This window comes from Sulfurimonas lithotrophica (assembly GCF_009258225.1).
GTDB lineage: Bacteria > Campylobacterota > Campylobacteria > Campylobacterales > Sulfurimonadaceae > Sulfurimonas > Sulfurimonas lithotrophica.
This window is the reverse complement of sequence record NZ_CP043617.1, coordinates 2,138,196-2,155,288: the sequence shown is the minus strand read 5'-3', so window position 1 is coordinate 2,155,288 and position 17,093 is coordinate 2,138,196. Positions and strand designations below refer to the sequence as shown.

At 34.1% G+C, this 17,093-nt stretch carries 12 protein-coding genes and 1 CRISPR repeat array (1 of these 13 only partly in view); of the genes, 5 read left to right on the top strand and 7 right to left on the bottom strand.

Annotated elements, in window-relative coordinates; translation table 11 throughout:
• Positions 1-3 precede the first annotated feature (3 nt).
• The gene (locus FJR48_RS10730) at positions 4-2,274 is read left to right on the top strand and encodes an ATP-binding protein (protein ID WP_188108581.1); all 2,271 of its coding nucleotides are present in this window, start codon (positions 4-6) and stop codon (positions 2,272-2,274) included.
• A 57-nt stretch (positions 2,275-2,331) separates the two neighbouring features.
• On the opposite strand, the gene glnA is transcribed toward FJR48_RS10730, so the two are convergent.
• Positions 2,332-3,762, bottom strand: coding sequence for a type I glutamate--ammonia ligase (gene glnA / locus FJR48_RS10725; RefSeq protein ID WP_152308124.1), 1,431 nt, complete (start codon positions 3,760-3,762; stop codon positions 2,332-2,334).
• Between the two features lie 133 nt (positions 3,763-3,895).
• Here glnA and FJR48_RS10720 point away from each other — a divergent pair, with 133 nt between their 5' ends.
• Positions 3,896-4,636 (top strand): Gabija anti-defense Gad2 family protein, encoded by a 741-nt coding sequence (locus FJR48_RS10720; RefSeq protein ID WP_152308123.1) that lies wholly within the window; start codon positions 3,896-3,898, stop codon positions 4,634-4,636.
• 45 nt (positions 4,637-4,681) lie between these two features.
• Here FJR48_RS10720 and FJR48_RS10715 read toward each other — a convergent pair whose 3' ends face one another.
• From FJR48_RS10715 to pstC, 5 genes are all read right to left on the bottom strand, one after another.
• Positions 4,682-6,949 carry a CHASE domain-containing protein gene (locus tag FJR48_RS10715; protein WP_152308122.1) on the bottom strand — a complete coding sequence of 756 codons (2,268 nt, stop codon included), beginning with the start codon at positions 6,947-6,949 and terminating at the stop codon, positions 4,682-4,684.
• A 72-nt stretch (positions 6,950-7,021) separates the two neighbouring features.
• Positions 7,022-7,693 (bottom strand): phosphate signaling complex PhoU family protein, encoded by a 672-nt coding sequence (locus tag FJR48_RS10710; protein WP_152308121.1) that lies wholly within the window; start codon positions 7,691-7,693, stop codon positions 7,022-7,024.
• A 14-nt stretch (positions 7,694-7,707) separates the two neighbouring features.
• The gene (pstB, locus tag FJR48_RS10705) at positions 7,708-8,493 is read right to left on the bottom strand and encodes a phosphate ABC transporter ATP-binding protein PstB (RefSeq protein ID WP_152308120.1); all 786 of its coding nucleotides are present in this window, start codon (positions 8,491-8,493) and stop codon (positions 7,708-7,710) included.
• 95 nt (positions 8,494-8,588) lie between these two features.
• Positions 8,589-9,428 (bottom strand): phosphate ABC transporter permease PstA, encoded by an 840-nt coding sequence (gene pstA / locus FJR48_RS10700; RefSeq protein ID WP_152308119.1) that lies wholly within the window; start codon positions 9,426-9,428, stop codon positions 8,589-8,591.
• Positions 9,428-10,285 carry a phosphate ABC transporter permease subunit PstC gene (pstC, locus tag FJR48_RS10695; protein WP_152308118.1) on the bottom strand — a complete coding sequence of 286 codons (858 nt, stop codon included), beginning with the start codon at positions 10,283-10,285 and terminating at the stop codon, positions 9,428-9,430. The genes pstA and pstC overlap by 1 nt, the downstream gene beginning before the upstream one ends.
• A gap of 141 nt (positions 10,286-10,426) precedes the next feature.
• Between pstC and pstS the strand changes: the two genes are divergently transcribed.
• From pstS to FJR48_RS10680, 3 genes are all read left to right on the top strand, one after another.
• Positions 10,427-11,431 carry a phosphate ABC transporter substrate-binding protein PstS gene (gene pstS / locus FJR48_RS10690; RefSeq protein ID WP_152308117.1) on the top strand — a complete coding sequence of 335 codons (1,005 nt, stop codon included), beginning with the start codon at positions 10,427-10,429 and terminating at the stop codon, positions 11,429-11,431.
• A gap of 164 nt (positions 11,432-11,595) precedes the next feature.
• Positions 11,596-12,729, top strand: a complete 1,134-nt coding sequence (locus tag FJR48_RS10685; protein WP_152308116.1) for a hypothetical protein — start codon at positions 11,596-11,598, stop codon at positions 12,727-12,729.
• Between the two features lie 137 nt (positions 12,730-12,866).
• Positions 12,867-14,471 carry a cation:proton antiporter gene (locus tag FJR48_RS10680; RefSeq protein WP_152308115.1) on the top strand — a complete coding sequence of 535 codons (1,605 nt, stop codon included), beginning with the start codon at positions 12,867-12,869 and terminating at the stop codon, positions 14,469-14,471.
• On the opposite strand, the gene FJR48_RS10675 is transcribed toward FJR48_RS10680, so the two are convergent.
• Positions 14,461-15,612 (bottom strand): alcohol dehydrogenase catalytic domain-containing protein, encoded by a 1,152-nt coding sequence (locus FJR48_RS10675; protein ID WP_152308114.1) that lies wholly within the window; start codon positions 15,610-15,612, stop codon positions 14,461-14,463. The two genes, FJR48_RS10680 and FJR48_RS10675, sit on opposite strands and share 11 nt — an antisense overlap.
• Positions 15,613-15,947: 335 nt before the next feature.
• A CRISPR array of direct repeats spans positions 15,948-17,093; the repeat unit is 36 nt; unit sequence GTCTTCAGCTACTCTCAAATCCCCATTTGATACAAT; it runs 931 nt beyond the window's last position.

The following is a 17,093-nucleotide window of genomic DNA, read 5'->3' as shown; positions in this document are numbered from 1 at the left end:
ATTATGATAAAATTAAAATTAGAATTAAATTACATAGTTAAAAATGGATTAATAAATATTATGAAAAAAGAACATAATACTAAATATTTAACATTATTAACAAATAGAAATATATATATACCTGCACTTATTTTAATAGCTATCTTTAGCGGGCTTTCATATTTAAACCAACACCAAATAATTTCAACCATAGAAAAAGATAATGAAATAATAAATATTACCGGCAGACAAAGAATGCTTTCTCAAAAAATAATTTTACTATGTCGGGAATATATAGAAAATCCAACCCTCTCTAACAAAGATAAACTTGAAAAAGATATATATTTAATGAAAGAATCTCACGAGTATTTATTAAAAAATTTAGATACGGATGATTTAAAAAAGCTGTATTATAAAGAAAAACTCAATGAAAATGTTACAAATTTTATAAAAAAAATAGAGAGTATAAATACTTTTAGAAATATAGATTTGCTAGTATCGGCCAGAAAAGATTCTCAAAGTCTGCTTGTAGAGTTGGATAGAGCAGTGCAAGAATATAAAAGTTATAGTAATGAGAAAATAAACAATTTATCAGACAGTATAAAAAAAATATTTTTTATAACTTTACTAATTTTGTTGCTTGAAGGATTTTTTATATTTTATCCTGCAAGCAAAAGAATTAAACAGACTACGGATCAATTGTACGATATAAATGATAAGCTTGAAGAAAAAGTAAATAGTAAAACTAAAGAGTTGCAAAAATATCTGGATATTATAAACCAACATATTTTGATTTCAACGACTGATTTAGAGGGTGTTATAACATATGCGAATGAAGCATTTTGCACAACAAGCGGCTATTCTACAGCTGAACTTATTGGAGAGCCACATAATATTATACGCCATCCCGATATGTCAAAGAGTTTTTTCAAAGAGATGTGGGATACTATACAAGCCGGAAAAACTTGGCGTGGAAAAATAAAAAATTTAAAAAAAGACGGTACTTACTATTGGGTGGATGCAGTTATACAACCGCATTACGACGAAAACTACAAACTTGATTCATATGATGCCATCAGAATTGATATTACGGATAAAATAGAACTGGAAGAACTAACCGCAAAACAAGAAGCTATCATTGAAGAAAAAACCAAAATTGCCAATGTGGAGAGAGATAAAGCTAAAGAGTATGCTAAAGCAAAAGGCGAGTTCTTGGCTAATATGTCACATGAGATAAGAACGCCTTTAAATGCAATACTTGGATTTATAGATATATTAAAAGATGAGATTCATGGCGAAAAAGCACTAGGGTACGTAAATATCATAGACAGTTCTAGTAAATCGCTTGTGCAGATTATAAATGACATTCTTGATTTTAGCAAAATAGAAAATGGTAAATTAAACATGGATATGATTTACTTCGATCCTTTTGAAGAGTTTAAAATGGTGATTGATTTGTTTTCGGGAAAATGTTCCAAACATAATATTGCACTTAATATAGATATTCAAAGCGATATGCCAAAATCAATAAAGTCGGATCCTCTTAGAGTTAGACAGGTTATATCTAATCTTTTAAGTAATTCCATAAAATTCACCGACAGCGGTAAAAATATATTTGTTAATATAGCTTTTTTTGAAGGTATATTAAAAATCTCCGTTAAAGACGAAGGGAAGGGGATATCTCCAAATAAATTAGGACACATATTTGAAGCGTTTCATCAAGAAGATAGTTCAACTACAAGAAAGTATGGAGGAACAGGTCTTGGGCTTGCTATCAGCCATGAGTTGGTTAGACTGCTCGGTGGAGAACTAAAAGTAAAAAGTGAGCTTGGAGTCGGAAGTGAGTTTTATTTTGAGATTCCGGTAGAGGTTGGAAATACGATAATAGAGAATGAAGCTAAAAAATACGAGAATAATCTTTTTAATAATGAAAAAATATTGGTAGTTGAAGATAATGAAGCCAATAGAATGTTTATGGATATTGCCCTTAAAAAAATGAACTTAAATTTTGATTTTGCAAAAGACGGGTTTGAAGCTATAAAACTATATAAAGAAAATAAATACCATGCAATATTTATGGACGAAAATATGCCAAATATGGGTGGTATAGAGGCCACGAGAAACATATTGAAATATGAAAAGGACAATAACCTTGTCCATACCCCTGTTATTGCATTAACTGCTAATGCTTTAAAAGGCGATAAAGAGCGTTTTTTAGAAGCCGGAATGGATGATTATCTGACAAAGCCAATAGATAAAAACAAACTTGCCAAAACATTGAGAAAATTTTTTTAGGATTAAAAAAAGTGTAGATATCCCCACAAAGTGGGAATAAACAATGCTAAAAATTTATTAGCACTGGTAAGTTGTTTTGAACTCGTAAGCAGTCGGACGACCTTCATCCGGCCATACTTGACGCTCAAATTGATAGTGTTGATATGTTTGGATAAACAGATCTGTAAACACAGGTTTTAAGAAGTCGTTATCACGGATAAGTGCTTCAAGAGAACCACGTAAAGTATGTGGCATCTGCGGTATTTTTTTCTCGCGAATCTCATCAAGAGTTAATTCAAACAGATCTTCATCCATTGGTCCTATTGGGATATCTTTGTTTTTGATACCATCAAGCCCAGCCATCATCATACAAGCAAACGCTAAGTATGGACATGCAGTTGAATCAGGGAATCTCATCTCAACACGTGTAGCTTTCTCACCCGCACCATATGGGATACGACAAGATGCCGAACGATTTTGGCTTGAGTAAGTTAAAATACTTGGAGCTTCAAAACCCGGAATTAAACGTTTGTACGAGTTAGTAGAAGGATTTGTAAATGCAGCAACTGCACGAGCGTGTTTAAAGATACCGCCGATGTAATGTAGAGCAGTTTCGCTTAAGTTAGCATATTCGCCCTCTTTGTAAAAAAGGTTTTTGCCGTCTTTCCATAACGATTGGTGTACGTGCATACCGTTACCGTTGTCACCGTAAAGAGGTTTTGGCATAAATGTAGCAGTTTTACCGTTTAGGTGTGCTATCATTTTTACGACATATTTATATTTTTGAACGTTGTCGGCTGCACCGATGATGTCAGAGAATACGATACCGATTTCACCTTGACCTTGCGCAACTTCGTGGTGACCAAGTACAACTTCAAGTCCAACTTGTTCTAGTACTTGCATCATCTCTGCACGCATATCAACCATAGAGTCGGTTGGAGCTACAGGGAAGTAACCGCCTTTAGTACCTGGACGATGTGCCGTGTTGTACATATCTTCGTAGTGAGTATTAGAATTCCACTCACCCTCTTCAGTATCAACTTTGTAACCGGCTTCATTGATATTATCAACAAATTTAACATCGTCAAAAATAAAGAACTCGTTTTCAGGTCCAAAGTATGCAGCATCCGCAATACCTAATTCATCGGCATGTTGTAAAGCTTTTTTAGCGATTGAACGTGGACACTTTTCATATGCTTGATTTTTATAGATATCATACACATCACAAAAAATGATTATAGTAGGATCAGCTGTAAAAGGATCCAAAAAAGCAGTCGGAACATCAGGTTTTAGCAACATATCCGATTTATTGATAGGCTGCCATGCATCTACGGAAGAACCGTCAAAAGGAAGACCGGCTTCAAGTTGTTCGGCTGATACTGCACCCATTCTATAAGTTAAATGATGCCATGCACCCTTTATATCCGTAAATCTAAAATCAACGAATTGTACGTCATTATCTTCACAATATGTAAAGAACTCATCTATACTATTAACAAATTTTCCCATTCGTTATTCTCCCAAAAAAAATTAATATAAGTATATCCGAATTTAAATTTAATAAAGATTATATATGTTTATATAAAAATTATATTATCTAAGAATGAGATATAATTTAACTACATTAAATTTGGAGGAATCTATGGTTTATGATTTCTGGAAAAATTATGAAGAATTACTTTCTTACGAGCAAGCTTCTCTTTTAGATTATAGATTAGACAATATTTCAATTAAATTAAACGAATTTTTTCAAAGACTTATAATTACCCATATAAAAAAAAGATATATAAAGTTTTATCTTGCGGGTTCTTGTATAAAAGCAGATAGATTTAGGGACTTGGATATGTTTTTCCCATTCAATGAAGACAGGGAACTTTTAAATTCTGCGATGAACCAAGATTTTTTTGAGTATGAAAATAACTCATATACTTACAAATATAAAAATGATATATACCAACTTGTATATAGAGAACGTTTTGAAGGGGCTTCTTTAAAAGAGCTGGTTGAGGGCTTTGACTTTGACTCCACAAAGATAGCTTTTGAATGTGTATATGATACAAAAAAAAGACTTTTCAGCATTTTAGAATGTGATATGAGAATAGAGTTTGTAAACTATATAAATACCAGAATAAATCATTTAACAAGAGTAAGCGTAAATCCATTTGTATCGCTTCAGCGTGCTATATATTTTTTAAAGCGCGGTGATGATGTACCGTATGATGTTTTTTTGCAGGTATGTTCAAAAATTGCGGATTTAAAAGTTGAAGAGGATAAAGATACAAGTAAACACTTTCAAAACCTGCAAGGTAATCCAAATAAACTCAGCAACATAAAAGAAGCTATCTCACATTATATTGATGAACAAAAAGATAGCCACAAATAGTGGGAGTGTAAGAAATTTTGTGTCAGACTGATAGAATATTAAATTTTAGTCATATTTTTCTACTTCCACCCTATTCCTTCCATTTTCTTTTGCACGGTATAAAGCATCATCGGCTCGTTTTACCATAGTTTTTTCATCGTCGCCTGCATGGTATGAGCTTACTCCAAAACTTGCAGTTTTATGTCCTGCAAATGAGAATTTAAATAAAGATACTATATCTCTTAATTTTTCAGATAATTTAATTGCACTCTCAAGGTCACTCTCCGATGATAAAATTAGGAATTCTTCACCTCCCCATCTACCAACGACATCTGTTTCTCTAATATTATTTTTTATAATTGTTGCAAACTCTTTTAAAATATCGTCACCTGCTTGATGTCCCCATGTATCATTTACACTTTTGAAGTAGTCAATGTCCATCATAATAATAGAAAAGGTACTATTATACCTTCGAGCAGAAGCAAGTTTCATAGAAAAAATTTCGTCTAACTTTAGGCGATTATAAAGTTGTGTCAGTTTGTCTGTGACAGATAGTTCCTCAATGCGCTTTTTATCTGTAATGTCATGGCGTATAGATGTGTAATTAATAGTTTCACCTTGTTCATTTTTGACAGGAGATATAGTGGCATCTACCCAGTAAGTCGAGCCGTCTTTACGCTTATTTTTAATTTCACCTTCCCATATATTACCTGATTGTATAGTTTTCCAAAGCTCTTTATATGTGCTACTTGGCATATCCTTGTGTCTAAGAATATTATGACTTTTTCCAAGAAGTTCATTTTTGCTATAGCCTGAAATATCAGAGAATGCTTGTGAAACTTTAGTTATCTTACCATGCAAATCAGTTGTTGATGATATGACATTTTTATCTATTATTTCTAAATAGTATGCTAATTTTAATTGAGACTGTTTGCGCTCAGAAATATCACTTTGTGAACCAACCATTCTTAATGGAGTACCATCAATTGAACGGCTAACTATAATTCCTCTATCAAGTATCCATTTGTAAGAACCATCCTTGCATTTTACTCTATGTTCATTTTTGTAGGTATCTCTTTTACCTTCAATATGCGCCGTTATATCTGCATCCATATGTTCTAAATCTTCCGGATGTATCAAGCTTTTCCACTCATCTATATCTGAGCCTATTTCATCTTCTGAAAACCCAAGCATCTTTTTCCATCGTTTTGAAAAAAAGACCTCATCTGTCACAAGATTCCAGTCCCATAGTCCATCTCCGGCACCTTCTAGTGCATATCTAAGTCTTTCTTCTGAGTTTTGTAACTTTTGAGTGGCTTTTTTTGCAATTTGCACTGCATTCTTTTCTGTCTTAATCAATGAATTTAGCAATGAATATAGCAAGAAAGTTAATATTAGGATAAGGCTAGGAATAAGAAAGATAACGTAAATATTTTCACTTTTAAATACGCTGTTTGTCTTAAATATAAGCGTCCAAGTATGTCCATTCATAGTAATATTTGTTTTTTTATACAATTTTGACTTATTATTAGAATTGGAGCTATATAGGATGTTATCCTTAGCAATAGAATCTCCATCGTAAATTTCAAAATCTATGTTAGGAAACATTTTTCCCAAAATACCGTTCATAAGGTCATTTGCACGAAACGGTGCATATACAAAACCTTGAATTGCCAAAGCTCTCTCTTGAGGGGTATCTAACTTATAGCCTTTTTTATAAACAGGTAAATACATTAAAAAACCAGCCTGAATATCTGTGTTAAATTCTTGAACAAGTTTAATTTTACCAGAGAGTGCTGCTTTACCGTTTAGCATCGCTTTTTTCATGGCAATTCTTCGAATTTTTTCGGAGAACATATCATATCCAAAGGCTCTTATATTACGCTCATCAAAAGGTTCTAAATATATTATGGAAGTATATAATTCTCTTTTCCCATCTGGATATATTTTAAAGTCAGCAAATCCCTCTTTTCTTATACGTTCTTCGTGTTGATGTTTGTTTTGTGGCAAAACAACTTCAGAATAGCCAAATCCTTGAATTCCTTTGAAGTTTTCATTTAATTTATGCTCTTTAACAAATATAGTCCACTCCTTACGAGAAACCATATCAGAAGCATTAAATAAGCCAACACCGCTTTTTAGAACTTGTTCATATGCTGCCATGCGATTTTGTACGAGAAGAATTATTTCGTTACTTGCCAAATCAAGGCGTAAGTTTTCTTTCTCTTTGTAGTAATTATAGGTGAGCCACCCACTTAAAGCGCTAAATAAAAGTCCAATTATAATTGTAACGATTGGCCACACTTTATGTGACTTGTTAAAATGAATAGGCATAAAGGACCTTTAATTTTATTTGCTACAAGTATTGTAGCAAATAGTTATTGATAAGGCTATTTATTTATTTATTTATTGATGCAAGTGAATTTCCCCGCCATTTTTTGCATACAACATTAGGTTTGCTATATTTACCGTTCTGTCACATGAACGCTCAAGTTTTCTAAGACTTCCAAGAACTTTTACATACTCTATAGCTAACTCTTTTTCATCTATAATATTGGTCATAATATCTTTTTCTAAAATAGAGAACAGATCATCGTTTTTACTCTCTTCAACCATAACTTTTCTATAGTTGTCTTCAATATTACACTCATCAAAGTTCACAAAACATTCACATATCAACTCCAAAGAAGCAATAGTACTTTTATGAAGAGGCAATATAGTAGGGTTTAGAGGTTCTAAGTCACACTCGCTGTCTATATGTTCTTTCATTCTGCGTGCATATTTTTTTATACCCATACCTATGCGGACTATCTCGTTAGTCATTTTTAAATATGCTATTAAAGAGCGAAGCTCATCTGCTTCAGGACCAAATAGAGCGAATGCTTTTATAATTTCATTGTCAATCATATCAGCATTAAATCCAAGATTGTTCAGTTTGTCTTGTACCTCTTGAAACTTAATCGTATCGTTGTCTTTGTAAGCATCATAAGCTATCTTATTTGCTTGTGTAATATTTTCTAAGAGTTTTGCTATTTTTTCTCTTATATCAGTTATTTTTATTTCGTATTTACTTCTCATTAATCACTTCCTAATTAACCAAATTTGCCTGTAATATAATCTTGCGTTAACTTTTCGCGCGGCGTTACAAAAAGCTCCTCAGTTTTGCCGAGTTCTATTAACTCACCTAGATACATGAAACCTGTATAATCACTTACACGTGCAGCTTGCTGCATATTGTGCGTAACTATAACTATACTAACTCTGTCTTTTAAACTTACTACCAACTCTTCTATACCCGCCGTAGAGATCGGGTCAAGTGCAGATGTCGGTTCGTCAAAAAGTAGCACTTCAGGCTCAACCGCAATGGCACGAGCTATACAGAGACGTTGTTGTTGACCTCCTGAGAGACCGTTTGCATCGTGTTTTAGTCTGTCTTTAACCTCTTTAAAGATAGCTGCATCTTTAAGTGCTTTTTCGACTCTGTCTTGCAGTTCAGTTTTGTTTTTTATACCTTGAAGTCTCATTCCGTATGCTACATTGTCAAATATACTCATAGGAAAAGCTGTAGGCTTTTGAAATATCATACCTATTTGGATGCGAAGATTTATCAAATCTTCTTTTGCACTTAAAATGTTTCTGCCTTTAAACATAACTTCACCGTCGTATTTATTACCGGGATATAAATCGTGCATACGGTTAAAGCTTCTTAAAAGTGTAGTCTTACCGCATCCGGAAGGTCCGATTAATGCCGTAATAGAGTTTTTTGCAATAGGCATACTCACTTTTTTTATACTAGCTTCCTCCGCAGAGGCATATGTAAAATCAAAATCTTTTACATCTAGTGCTATTTCACCGTTTATATCAACAATACTTGCCATTCTTACTTTCCTTTTTATATTTTCTCAGATAATTTGAACAAGTCCAAATTATCTTCATTCACTAAAGCTTTGTCCAAGGACAAGAGAAGAAAAAATCAAGACTTTTTCTTCATAATAAATAATCTTCCTATAATATTAAGACCTAAAATAAACATACTAAGTATAAAAGCCGCAGCCCAACCAAGACGCTGCCAGTCTTCATATGGAGAAGTTGCATAGTTGTACATAGTAACTGTTAGTGATGCCATAGGCTCCATCATGTCCGTATTTAAAAAGTTATCGTTAAACGATGTAAACAGAAGTGGTGCAGTTTCACCTGCTACACGAGCGACACCGAGTAAAATACCCGTCAATATTCCCGCTTTTGCACCGCGGTAAACTACCTGTATAATAACTTTATATTTTGGAGCACCGAGTGCAAATGCTGCTTCACGTAAGGTTGATGGTACAAGTTGTAGCATATCATCTGTTGTACGCAAAATGATAGGTATCATAATAATAGTCAAAGCAACACTTCCTGCCCAACCGCTAAAGTGACCCATAGGTGCAACGACAATAGCATATACGAATGCACCGATTACGATACTCGGAGCACTCATCATAATATCCGATATATCACGAATAATCTCTGCCAGTTTTGCACGTCCGCCGTACTCACTAAGATAAGTTCCGGCTAGTATTCCAAGAGGGACACCAAATATGGTTGCATATCCTACAATATACAGCTGACCGATAAGGGCGTGTTTTAATCCGCTTTGTTCATATCCCGGAGGTGCACCTTCGCTTGTAAATATAGTAGAACTTAGTGCATCTACACCGTTAAAAACAAGTACATAAAGAATCCAAAATAAAAAACCCATTCCAATAAGTGCAGATAATGTCGAGAGAGACATAACTATCTTATTTGTTAATATTCTTTTTTGAGTCTGTGTCATTATACCGCCTTCTTTCTTCTTAGAAAATAGAATTTTGCAACAAAGATAATCGTAAAACTGATCACTAAAAGCAATAAAGATAATTCAAATAATGATGAATAGTATAAATCAGTATCAGCCTCCGTAAATTCATTTGCCAATGTAACAGGTATAGAAGTTGCAGGTTGAGTTAAATCTGTAGAGACTTTATGGACATTACCCATTACAAAAGTAACAGCCATAGTCTCGCCTATCGCACGACCGAGCGCTAAAATAAAAGAACCTATTATTCCCGCTTTTGCGTAAGGGATTACAATATCCTTGATAACATCCCATTTTGTTCCGCCAAGTGCATAAGCCGATTCTTTTAAGATATCGGGTGTCGTGTTCATAGCATCACGTGTAACGGCTGCCATAAACGGTAAAATCATAATACTTAAAACAATCCCCGCAGTCAGCATCGATATACCTATACCGCCTACGGCATCGCGAACTATAGGTACGAAGTAAAAAAGACCCCACATACCGTATATAACTGATGGAATTGCAGCTAAAAGTTCTATAGATACGCCAACCGGTGATTTAAGTTTTGCAGGGGCTAATTCACTTAAAAATATAGCTACACCTATAGCTACCGGGACTGCTAAAATCATCGCTAAAAAAGTTGATAAAACAGAACCGTATATAGCAGGCAATGCTCCAAACTTTTCTAAATTCGGAGCCCATTTTGTTTCTGTGACAAAACTGACTCCAAAAGCTTGTATTGATGTCAGGGAGTGTTCAAATAAAATAGCAAATATACTAGCTACTAAAAGCAGTATCCCCACTGCTATAAGTTTTGTAGAGTTTGCAAAAAATTTATCAATTATTAAACTCAAAGAATCCTCCAATAAAAAAGTTTGAAATTTTATGAAGTTTTTATTACGAAATGATTACAGACTTATAGTTTTTTTGTAACCAATCTGTAATAAGGTAAATTTATAATTTCGTCAACTTTAATTTTAAAAAGGACATGAAAAATGTTAAAAAAAATACTCTCAACATTACTTGTAGCGGCGGTCGGTGTAACTCCGTTATTAGCAGCAGATAAAATCAACGGTGCAGGTGCATCGTTTCCTGCACCTTTATATTACGGTTGGGCATTTGACTATAGAAAAGACACAAAAAATCGTGTAAATTACCAGTCTATAGGTTCAGGCGGCGGAATCAAGCAAATCACTAAACGTGTAGTTGATTTTGGAGCATCCGATAAACCGTTAAATGCTAAAAAACTATCTAAAGGTAAATTGTTACAATTCCCTGCAGTTATCGGCTCGATTGTAGTCGCATTTAATATAGACGGTATTGCGGATGCAACACTAAAGCTTAAAAATGATGTTGTAGCAGATATCTTTGCGGGTCGTATTACAAAATGGAACGATGCAGCTATTAAAGCCGATAATCCTGATATAAATCTTCCTGATGCAAAAATAATCGTTGTTCACCGTTCAGACGGAAGCGGTACTACTTATAACTTTACATACTACCTAAGCGGAAGCAGCAAAAACTGGAAAGAAAATTTTGGTACCGGTAAAGCTATTGACTGGGCTACTGGTATAGGCGGTAAAGGTAACGAGGGTGTTGCAAACTTAATCAAGCAAACTCCAAACTCTATAGGTTATATAGAAAATGCATATAAAGAGAAAAACCATTTAAGTGCAGCTGTACTTAAAACAGCTAGCGGTAAATGGGTTCAGGCAACGGAAGCTAATTTTAAAGCTGCCGCTAAATATGCAAGCTGGACTAAAAAAGATCATTTTTATGCGATGTTAGCACTTCAACCTGGTGATACTTCATATCCTATAGTTGCAGCTACATTTATATTGCTTCCGATTGAAAAACCTAAAATGAATAAAAAAGTTATAAAGTTTTATGACTATGCTTTTATGAACGGTGATGCTCAAGCTAAAAAACTTGGTTATATCGCACTTCCTGATGCTACGAAAAAAATGATTCGCGAGTATTGGGCTGAAAATATCAAATAGTAATATTCTAATATAGTTTATTATTTTTTTAAGCTCCTGCATCTCTTTGATGCGGGAGCTTTTTTTTTGCCCTGTTTTTTAAGTTACACAAGTGTAATTCAATGTAATCTTTTCGTAACCAAAGAAATTTATAATTTTGCCAATAATTTAAAAGGATAAAAATAATGAAAAAAATCATTCTATCTGCGGTAGCCGGTTTAACTTTGGCTTCAAGTGTTATGGCTAGCGATGCTACACCTGTTTTCTCACATACCGATAAACTAAAGTTTAGCGGTTTGACATATATAGGTCTTACTAAAAACTCTTATAAAGATGAGCTTGTAAATCCAAACGAAACTAACTTTGAGTTAAGACGTGCGTATTTTCAACTAAAAGCATATCTTTTAGATGACCCTAAATCATACTACCGTGTAACATTCGATATGCACCAAAATGCTGAAGACGATATGGTTGTTCGTGCTAAATATGCATACCTATATTTAAATAACGTGTTAGAAAATACAGGTGTTGAACTTGGTTTGGTACACCGCCCTTGGCATGATTATGAAGAGCATAATGCTTGGTTTTACCGTGATATTTCAAAAGTAATGATAGAAGCTAAAAACGGTGGAGATTTAAGTAACTCGGCGGACTTTGGTTTTAACTTCAAAACAAAAACTCAGTACTTTGACAGTGAAATAGGTATATTTAACGGTGAAGGTTACCACTCAGATTTTAATGATGATGAAGCTAGTGATAAAGCCGGTAACGGTATGAGTTTGGAGTGGAGAGCTACTGCTCATATTCTTGGTGTAAACGGTAAAGATAAACAAACGAAAAAAACTTACTTTGACGCTTCTTTCTTTGGTCAATACAACCAAGAACATAAAGCGAGTGCAAGTGGATTAGCAAATGATTATGATGACTTAGTTTTTTACGGCCTTCATACCGTATATAATCAACCTGAGTTTTTAGTGTCTGCTCAATATGTTGTCTCAGATGACACGGCTGATAATTCTACTTACGTATCGGCTCAAGCCGGTTCGGGTTACTCTATAAACGGGGAATACCGTTTTGGTAACACTTATGAGTATAGAGTACTTGCTCGTTATGATGCTTGGACTGATGAAGAACTTGTAAGCTCTGACGAAAGAGAAAGAACTTCACTTATCGCCGGTTTTGCATGGCAACAAAATCATAATGTTCAATGGGTAGCTAACGTTATCGTTAAAGATAATGAGAAGGATGCGTTTAAAGCTTCTAAGCCTGAAAAAGCTGACAGTACGGCATATATGTTAACAGCTCAAGTAGAATTCTAAAAATATCATGCCTCAATTTGGGGCAAATTCATTCATTCTCCCTAAAAAACAAAGCCTATTTTCAAAAGGCTTTGTCTCCTAAAATAAATATTATTTTTATAATGTATAATGCACTTTATATTTATTAAGGTGCATATATGTTAGAGATAATAATATTTTCAATTTTAAGCGCAACAATTTTAAATTTATTTCTTAAAAAATTCTCAATCCCAACTATCATAGGCTATATCGCAACGGGTACGATTATAGCTTACGGGTATGAACTTCACGATGCAATAAATTCTCACGAACTAAAAGAAATAGCAGAGTTTGGTGTAGTATTTTTAATGTTTACTATCGGATTAGAATTTTCGGTACGAAATTTAATTAAAATGAAAAAAGAGGTTTTTTTATACGGAGCACTCCAGGTTTTCATAACAGCCGCATTTTTTTCATTTTTAGCACATAATATTTTTTCAATAGAGGCTAAGTCATCTATTATTATCGGAGCTGCTTTAGCTTTGTCCTCAACCGCCATAGTATTAAAGCTGCTTAATGAAAACGGTGATATAAATAAACTCTACGGTCGAAAAGTGCTTGGAATATTACTTTTTCAAGATATAGCGGTTATACCGATACTTTTAATGATAACCATGTTTAGCGTAACGGATAAATCAGTATCTTCGTTACTTATTGAGACTTTGCTCAATGCTGTTGTTTTACTTATGGGTTTATTTTTAGTCGGTAAGTATTTGATAGAACCGTTTTTTCATCAGGTAAGCAAAACAAAATCAAATGAGATATTTGTTGGGTCTGTTTTACTTATTGTTATGGGTGCATCGTATTTGGCTCATGCGTTTGGATTTTCATACTCATTAGGAGCTTTTATAGCAGGAATGATGATAGCTGAAACTCACTACAAGCATCAGGTAGAAGCCGACCTTGTACCATTTAGAGATCTTTTGCTGGGTGTCTTTTTTGTAACTGTGGGGATGCAGCTTAACTTTAGCATCATATTTGAAAACATATATACTGTTTTATTGATATTGCCTGTACTTATTTTGGCAAAAATACTAATTATATATTTATTGCTTAGATTTGCTACGGATTCAAGAGTTGCACTAAAGAGTGCTATTACCCTTTTTCAGTTTGGAGAGTTCGGTTTGGTTATATTTGAACTCTCTTTTGCAAAGAACTTGATTGATCCAGTTATCGGTCAAGTACTTGTAGTTATGGTAGTTATCAGTATGATTATGACGCCTTTTGTTTTGAAAAATATATCTAAAATAGTTGATATGTTTAGTTACACTCCTGAAGAATCCCAAGAATATACATCTCCCGATAACAATGAAAAACTAAGTAACCATATCGTGCTGATAGGTTACGGCAGACTTGGTAAAAATATATCAAGGTTAATAGAGAAAAAAAATATGGATTATATTGCCATAGAGAATGATATTTTAAGCGTAAAAGAGGCTAGAAAGTTAAACAAGCCTGTTATATTTGGAAACGCTGCACAAAAAAACGTACTCGAATCCGTAAATATCAAAGATGCATCAGCGGTAGTTATATCTATAGGAAACTCCGAAAAACTTCATCAGATATGTCAGGCGGTAAAAGATTTGAGAGAAAATAAAAAGACAATAGTTAAAGTAAATAAATATGAAGAACAAGAAGCACTTTCAAGTTTAAACCTCTCACATATAATTGTAGAGACGGAAAAAACTGCAAGTGCTATGTTTGAAGAGGCTATTAAATTGTAGCCGTATCGATTACGTATCTGAACCTTGCTTGTTTGTTTTCAACTTTCTTCCATGCATCAGTAATATCTTTAGCATCTATTATCTCTATTTGCGGATATATTTTATTTTCCGCACAATAATCTACTACTTCCTGAGTCTCTTTCATCCCTCCGATAAGAGAAGCATTAAAATTAACCCTTGAGAAAGAAAGACCAAGATTGTTTAGTGTGATTTCAAAAGCTTCTGGCATCCCCACCTGAGTGAAAAATCCATAAGGTTTAACTACAGATGCATAAGCTGCGACATCAAACTGATAAGGGATTGTACAAATCATATAATCCATTTGTCCTGCGTATTCGTAAAGTTTTTTAGTATCATCTACGACGATTACCTCTTTTACACCAAAAGCTTTGATATCTTCTACTTTGTCGGCACTTGTAGTAAAAGCATAAACCTCGGCACCTCTACTTAGCGCAAATTTTACAGCCATATGCCCTAAGCCTCCGATTCCCGCTACTGCTACTTTATCGCCTTTTTTAAAGTCTGCTCTCATAATAGGTGAGTAAGTCGTAATCCCTGCACATAAAAGCGGTGCGGCATTTTCAAAACTAAGACTATCCGGAATGTGAACAACATAGTGGTCTCTTACGACTATCTGTTTTGAGTATCCGCCTTGAGATATCCTCGTAGGTTCTCTTTTATCTGGATAACCGTATGTAAATAGTGTATCGCTCTGGTACTGTTCCTCATTTTCACAAGTAGTGCATCCATCAACCATACAACCCACACCTGCACGGTCTCCAACTTTGAACTTAGTCACGTTTTTACCGACTGCAGTTACGACACCTGCTATCTCGTGACCAGGAACTTGAGGGTATTGTTGTTTACCCCAGTGACCTTTTTCTTGGTGTATATCAGAGTGGCAGATGCTTGCAAATTTTATATCGATAAGTACATCGTTATCACCTACAGGGCGTCTGGTAAAAGTCCAAGGTTTTAAAACACCCGACTCATCAAATGCCGCGTATCCTTTTGTTGTTATAGCGTTCATTTTATCTCCTTTGTCTGTTGCTAGAACAGGACTCCAAAGTATGAGTCCCGCACCGATTGCTGCCGAGGTTTTAATAAAATCTCTTCGAGACGGATTTTGCGATGTTTGCATCTATCTCCTCCTAATAAGGTTTTATAATACAATTTTATAACTTTTTAAAATTATCTACTAGATAGATACTCCATATAAAATGCACAATTCTACAAATTTTATTTTTTTATGGATTTTGATTATGTTTGTTTAAAAAGTATTAAATAGTTATGGGAGTGTTGATTTTCAATTTTTGAACACTATTTGGAACAAGTAAAGTTATATATACTATATTTGTTCTAAAAGTAAGTAATTTTGATGCAAAAAGCCTTTATAACTATATACATTTATTAAATGTTGTAATGAATATTCCCATTTGATACAATATCTAATGAATAATAAGTAACTCTACTCATGTCTTCAGCTACTCTCAAATCCCCATTTGATACAATAAATTAAATTAGGGTTTTGCACCCACGCGGTCTTCAGCTACTCTCAAATCCCCATTTGATACAATATCTAATGAATAATAAGTAACTCTACTCATGTCTTCAGCTACTCTCAAATCCCCATTTGATACAATAAATTAAATTAGGGTTTTGTACCCACGCGGTCTTCAGCTACTCTCAAATCCCCATTTGATACAATTTTAGTTAAAAGCTCTTTGCCAACAAACATGTCTTCAGCTACTCTCAAATCCCCATTTGATACAATGCCGGTGCATTTAGATCATAAAACACTTTTGTCTTCAGCTACTCTCAAATCCCCATTTGATACAATTCAAAAAAGAGCTAATAAGCTAAGACAAGGGTCTTCAGCTACTCTCAAATCCCCATTTGATACAATTTCATAGTGAATGAGTAGTCAGCTTGTACGTCTTCAGCTACTCTCAAATCCCCATTTGATACAATTTCTTAGTCGGTATCGTATCAGCTACTACTGTCTTCAGCTACTCTCAAATCCCCATTTGATACAATAATTAACATATCGGTAAGTTATAGTGCTTAGTCTTCAGCTACTCTCAAATCCCCATTTGATACAATTCTTTTGTAATTTCATTTCCTAATTTGTCTGTCTTCAGCTACTCTCAAATCCCCATTTGATACAATAAAAATGAGTATCAATATATCAGTAGGACAGTCTTCAGCTACTCTCAAATCCCCATTTGATACAATAACGTAAAGGTTTTGATGGCGAAAAGTCTAGTCTTCAGCTACTCTCAAATCCCCATTTGATACAATACGCAGAACGCTATCAATTATGTTTTCATAGTCTTCAGCTACTCTCAAATCCCCATTTGATACAATTAATTCATCCCCATTAGTTGAGTTATACCGTCTTCAGCTACTCTCAAATCCCCATTTGATACAATACTTTTCGTAACACCTCCGACAAAGTTATGGTCTTCAGCTACTCTCAAATCCCCATTTGATACAATTTGGTTTTAGATTCATTTATTACACCTTTGTCTTCAGCTACTCTCAAATCCCCATTTGATACAATCTGATTCTGCTTTTACCATTTGTAAGCTATGTCTTCAGCTACTCTCAAATCCCCATTTG

Bases quoted from the DNA above. Each gene is read 5' to 3' on its own strand.
- FJR48_RS10730 (WP_188108581.1), top strand. From the start codon at position 4: ATGATAAAATTAAAATTAGAATTAAATTACATAGTTAAAAATGGATTA.
- glnA (WP_152308124.1), bottom strand. From the start codon at position 3,762: ATGGGAAAATTTGTTAATAGTATAGATGAGTTCTTTACATATTGTGAA.
- FJR48_RS10720 (WP_152308123.1), top strand. From the start codon at position 3,896: ATGGTTTATGATTTCTGGAAAAATTATGAAGAATTACTTTCTTACGAG.
- FJR48_RS10715 (WP_152308122.1), bottom strand. From the start codon at position 6,949: ATGCCTATTCATTTTAACAAGTCACATAAAGTGTGGCCAATCGTTACA.
- FJR48_RS10710 (WP_152308121.1), bottom strand. From the start codon at position 7,693: ATGAGAAGTAAATACGAAATAAAAATAACTGATATAAGAGAAAAAATA.
- pstB (WP_152308120.1), bottom strand. From the start codon at position 8,493: ATGGCAAGTATTGTTGATATAAACGGTGAAATAGCACTAGATGTAAAA.
- pstA (WP_152308119.1), bottom strand. From the start codon at position 9,428: ATGACACAGACTCAAAAAAGAATATTAACAAATAAGATAGTTATGTCT.
- pstS (WP_152308117.1), top strand. From the start codon at position 10,427: ATGTTAAAAAAAATACTCTCAACATTACTTGTAGCGGCGGTCGGTGTA.
- FJR48_RS10685 (WP_152308116.1), top strand. From the start codon at position 11,596: ATGAAAAAAATCATTCTATCTGCGGTAGCCGGTTTAACTTTGGCTTCA.
- FJR48_RS10680 (WP_152308115.1), top strand. From the start codon at position 12,867: ATGTTAGAGATAATAATATTTTCAATTTTAAGCGCAACAATTTTAAAT.
- FJR48_RS10675 (WP_152308114.1), bottom strand. From the start codon at position 15,612: ATGCAAACATCGCAAAATCCGTCTCGAAGAGATTTTATTAAAACCTCG.